We start from the raw sequence: 5169 nt of genomic DNA, 5'->3' as shown, positions 1-5169 counted from the left end.
TTGTGGTGTCTGGACCGACCTCATCGCCAGCAGGCTGGCTCCCACAGTTGATCGCGTCCCTTGTGGGAGCCAGCCTGCTGGCGATAGACCGCGCGGCGGTCTCGATGCCCTATAACTCAATACTCATGCCGTCATAGGCCACTTCGATCCCGCGCCGCTCCAGCAACGCCCGCTCAGCCGAGTCTTCATCGAGGATCGGATTGGTGTTGTTGATGTGGATCAGCACCTTGCGCTGGCGGTTGAAACCCTCCAGCACTTCAAGCATGCCGCCCGGTCCGCTTTGCGGCAGGTGGCCCATTTCACTGCCCAGGCTCTGGCCGACTTCACACACGCGCATTTCGTCATCGCGCCACAACGTACCGTCCAGCAACAAACAATCGGCGCGTTGCATCCAGCTCGACACCTCATCGTCGATCTGACCCAGGCCCGGCGCATAGAACAACGACGCGCCCGTACGCAGGTCTTCGATGAACAGGCCAATGGTGTCGCCCGGTTGCGGATTGCCACGATTGGGCGAATACGGCGGCGCGTTGCTGACCAGTGGAATCGCCCGAAACTGCAAATGCTTGCAGGCCGCGATGCTGAATGGCTCGCGGTCCAGCCCCACGGGTTGCCACTGCAAGCCGCCATTCCAGTGTTTGAGCATGGTGAACAACGGGAAACCGCTGCTCAGGTCTTCATGCACCCGCTCGGTGCACCACACCGAATGCGGGCAGCCTTCGCGCAGGCTCAACAGGCCGGTGCAATGGTCGATCTGGCTGTCCATCAGGACCACGCCGGCAATCGCCGTGTCGCGCAGGCGGCGGGCCGGTTGCAGCGGCGCGAAACCCTCGAGTTGCGCACGGATATCCGGGGAAGCATTGCACAGCACCCAGTCCACACCGTTGTCGCTCAGGGCAATGGAGGACTGCGTGCGACGTTGCGCGCGCAGGCTGCCATTGCGCACGCCGGCGCACTGGCGGCAGTTGCAGTTCCATTGCGGAAAACCACCGCCAGCGGCGGAACCGAGAACGCGGATGTGCATGGGCGATGCTCCAGAAGGCAGGCCCGGCCAACTCAGCGGCTGGCCGGGTGGACGATCAGCGGTTGGCGAAATACATCGTCACTTCGAAGCCAATGCGCAGATCGGTAAACGCGGGTTTAGTCCACATGGGTCAATCCTCTTCTTGTGCCGGACGATTCCGGTAAAGCCATTAATGCACGAGGCGGCAGGCGCCCGAATGCTACTTTCGAAGGAGGTCGTGGGGTGCGTTGGTAGGGGGTGTTTGCGCGGTCTTCAAATACACACAAAACCAATGTGGGAGCGAGCCTGCTCGCGATGAGGCCAGCACATTCAACATGGATGTTGGATGTCAGACCGCTATCGCGGGCAAGCCCGCTCCCACAGGTTTTGGTGGTGTTTTTGCGGGGGTTAGAAGAAGCCCAGCGGATTGATGTCGTAGCTCACCAGCAGGTTTTTGGTCTGCTGGTAGTGGTCGAGCATCATCTTGTGGTTTTCACGGCCGACGCCGGATTTTTTGTAGCCTCCGAACGCAGCGTGCGCCGGGTACAGGTGGTAGCAGTTGGTCCACACGCGACCAGCCTTGATCGCCCGGCCCATGCGGTACGCACGGTTGATGTCGCGGGTCCACAGACCGGCACCGAGGCCGAACTCACTGTCGTTGGCAATCGCCAGGGCTTCGGCTTCGTCCTTGAACGTGGTGATGCCCACCACCGGACCGAAGATTTCTTCCTGGAACACGCGCATCTTGTTGTGGCCCTTGAGCAGGGTCGGCTGGATGTAGTAACCCGTCGACAAGTCGCCCTCAAGACGCTCGGCCGCGCCGCCGGTGAGCAGCTCGGCGCCCTCCTCCTGGGCAATTTTCAGGTACGAGAGGATCTTGTCGTATTGCTGCTCAGACGCCTGGGCGCCGACCATGGTTTCGGTGTCCAGTGGGTCGCCGCGCTTGATCTTGGCGATCTTCTTCATCACCACTTTCATAAAGTCGTCGTAGATCGATTCCTGCACCAGCGCTCGTGATGGGCAGGTGCAGACTTCGCCCTGGTTGAAGAAGGCGAGCACCAGGCCTTCGGCGGCTTTCTCGATGAACTGTGGCTCGGCGTTCATGATGTCTTCGAAGAAGATGTTCGGCGACTTGCCGCCCAGTTCAACGGTGCTTGGAATGATGTTCTCGGCCGCGCATTTCATGATGTGCGCACCAATCGGGGTGGAACCGGTGAAGGCGATCTTGGCGATGCGTTTGCTGGTAGCCAGCGCTTCACCGGCTTCGCGACCGAAACCTTGCACGATGTTCAGCACGCCGGCCGGCAGCAAGTCGGCGATCAGTTCGGCGAAAATCATGATCGACAACGGCGTCTGCTCGGCTGGTTTGAGCACGATGCAGTTACCGGCCGCCAGGGCCGGGGCGAGTTTCCACGCGGCCATCAGCAGCGGGAAGTTCCACGGAATGATTTGCCCGACCACGCCCAATGGCTCGTGGAAATGGTAGGCGGTGGTCAGCTCGTTGATCTCGGCGGCGCCGCCTTCCTGCGCGCGGATGCAGCCGGCGAAGTAACGGAAATGGTCGGCGGCCAGCGGCACGTCGGCGTTCAGGGTTTCGCGCACGGCTTTGCCGTTGTCCCAGGTTTCGGTGACGGCGAGAATTTCGAGGTTCTGTTCGATGCGATCGGCGATTTTCAGCAGCACCAGCGAGCGGTCCTGGGCCGAGGTTTTGCCCCAGGCATCGGCAGCGGCGTGGGCGGCGTCGAGGGCCTTGTCAATGTCGGCGGCGCTGGAGCGCGGGAACTCGGCGATCACTTCACCGTTCACCGGCGAGGTGTTGGTGAAGTACTCGCCATTGACCGGCGCGACGAACTCGCCGCCGATGAAGTTGCCGTAGCGCGCCTTGAACGTCACGACGGCGCCTGGTGTTCCGGGTTGTGCGTAGATCATGGTGAGCCTCTGTCTGGGTCGATGCCTGTCGGGCAAACAGGCGATGAACCGATAGTAGAGAGCCCCGCGTGCCGAACGAATGCGCCGTTGGCAGGGGGGTTCTCGTTATTTGGTAGTAGGTTTGCCGACAAATCCCCCAGTGAGAGCGGGCTTGCCCGCGATAAGGCCAGCACATTCAACATCTTTGTTGACTGATAGTCCGCTATCGCCGGCAAGCCGGTCTCGCTCCCACAGGGTTATGCGGTGGACTTGGGGTTAGTGCTTGGCCACCACGAGGTCTTTTGGCAACTTGAAGGTCCAGAGCATGCCGCCCTGGTTGAAGTCCTTGATGCGCTTGGCCACTTCACCGCCCCACAGCGGAACAGCGCCACCCCAACCGGACAGCACCGAGACGTACTGCTCGCCGTCCATTTCCCAGGTCACGGGTGAACCCAGTACGCCAGAGCCGGTCTGGAATTCCCAGACTTTCTCGCCGGTCTTGGCGTTGAACGCCTGGAGGAAACCTTCCGGCGTGCCGGTGAACACCAGGTTGCCTTTGGTGGTCAGCACCCCGCCCCACAACGGCGCGAAGTTCTTGTGACGCCAGACTTCCTTGCCGGTTTTCGGGTCGATGGCGCGCAGCACGCCGATGTAGTCTTCGTTCAACGGTTTGATGGTGAAACCGGCACCAAGGAACGCCGCGCCTTTCTTGTAGGCGATGCCTTCGTTCCAGATGTCCATGCCCCACTCGTTGGACGGTACGTAGAACAACCCGGTGTCCTTGTTATAGGCCATCGGCATCCAGTTTTTCGCGCCGAGGAACGCCGGGGCGACGAACACCGAACTGCCCTTGGCTTCGGTGCCCGGTGCGCCCGGACGGCTGGCCTCGTTGTAGATCGGCCGGCCGTCTTTATCCAGCCCGGTGGCCCAGGTGATCTTGTCCACGAACGGGAAGCCACGAATGAATTTGCCGTTGGTGCGGTCCAGCACGTAGAAGAAACCGTTACGGTCCGCGGTCGCGGCGGCTTTGATTTCTTTACCGCCTTCGGTGTAGTTGAACGAGACCAGCTCGTTCACGCCGTCATAGTCCCAGCCGTCGTGGGGCGTGCTCTGGAAGTGCCATTTGATCGTGCCGTCGTCCGGGTTCAGCGCCAGACGCGAGGATGAATAAAGGTTGTCGCCAGGACGCAGGTGCGAGTTCCACGGCGCCGGGTTGCCGGTGCCGAACAGCAGCAGATTGGTTTCCGGGTCGTAGTAACCGCCGAGCCAAGGTGCCGCGCCGCCGGTTTTCCACAGATCCCCCGGCCAGGTCTTGCCGGCTTCGCCACCGGAAATACCGTTCTCTACCGCTTTCCCGTCCTTGTAGACATAGCCCATGTGGCCTTCGACGGTCGGGCGACTCCACAGCAAGTCGCCGTTTTTCGGGTCATAGGCTTCGATCTTGCCGACCACCCCGAACTCGCCACCGGCCACACCGGTAATCAGCTTGCCGTTGATCACCAACGGCGCTGCGCTGATGGAATAGCCTTCCTTGTGGTCGGCGACTTTCTTGCTCCACACCACTTTGCCGGTGTCTTTGTTCAGGGCCACGAGTTTGGCGTCGAGGGTGCCGAAGAACACGAGGTCGCCATACAGTGCCACGCCCCGGTTGATCACGTCGCAGCACGGGCGGATGTCATCGGGCAGGCGGGCATCGTATTGCCAGAGCTTCTTGCCGGTGCGCGCGTCCACCGCGAACACCCGCGAGTAAGAACCGGTCATGTACATCACGCCGTCCTTGATCATCGGCTGTGCTTGCTGACCGCGTTGTTTTTCGCCGCCGAAGGAGAAGGCCCAGACCGGCCGCAAGTCCTTCACGTTGTTGACGTTGAGGGTGTCGAGCGGGCTGTAGCGCTGACCCTGGACGCCCAGACCGTTGGTGACGATCTGCTCCGGGTTCTTGGGGTCCTGGAGAATGTCCTGGTCGGTGACGGCGGCCAATGCCGTGCCGGACAACAGCATGGCACTGAGCAACAGGCTCAAGACGAAGGGTTGGCGACGTGCGGGTTGGGTCATGACGGCTGCCTCTGCGGTTTTTGTTATACCCGGGAAATTTTCCCGGTCTGGTGCAGATTCTTGGGCGCGGCCGCCGTTGCAACAATTGCCCGCAGTGCTGAGATTGCTAGTTCCTTAGTAGCGGGTCTGATGAGATGAACACCGGTTTTTGTGATCGACACCAGTCCCCTGTGGGAGCGAGCCTGCTCGCGATGAGGGCCTGA

Annotated in this window: 5 protein-coding genes; all 5 read right to left on the bottom strand. The window is 61.2% G+C overall.

The genetic code is table 11. From position 1 onward, the window contains the following. Positions 1-109: 109 nt before the first annotated feature. Positions 110-1024, bottom strand: coding sequence for a pyrroloquinoline quinone biosynthesis protein PqqB (gene pqqB / locus Q7W83_RS13430; protein ID WP_150639993.1), 915 nt, complete (start codon positions 1022-1024; stop codon positions 110-112). A 55-nt stretch (positions 1025-1079) separates the two neighbouring features. After that, positions 1080-1151, bottom strand: a complete 72-nt coding sequence (gene pqqA, locus Q7W83_RS13425; RefSeq protein WP_003253598.1) for a pyrroloquinoline quinone precursor peptide PqqA — start codon at positions 1149-1151, stop codon at positions 1080-1082. A 260-nt stretch (positions 1152-1411) separates the two neighbouring features. Beyond that, complete coding sequence (gene exaC, locus Q7W83_RS13420; protein ID WP_150630497.1) at positions 1412-2932, bottom strand: acetaldehyde dehydrogenase ExaC; 1521 nt, start codon at positions 2930-2932, stop codon at positions 1412-1414. Between the two features lie 255 nt (positions 2933-3187). Further along, positions 3188-4966: a PQQ-dependent methanol/ethanol family dehydrogenase gene (locus tag Q7W83_RS13415; RefSeq protein WP_150630496.1), complete on the bottom strand. Its 1779-nt coding sequence runs from the start codon at positions 4964-4966 to the stop codon at positions 3188-3190. A gap of 23 nt (positions 4967-4989) precedes the next feature. Continuing rightward, the coding region (locus Q7W83_RS13410; protein ID WP_473656188.1) for a hypothetical protein at positions 4990-5169 on the bottom strand (180 nt) is incomplete at its 5' end.

The sequence above is a fragment of the Pseudomonas sp. 300 genome (assembly GCF_055803035.1).
The sequence above is the reverse complement of the archived record's forward strand: the minus strand, read 5'-3'. Positions and strand labels throughout refer to the sequence as shown.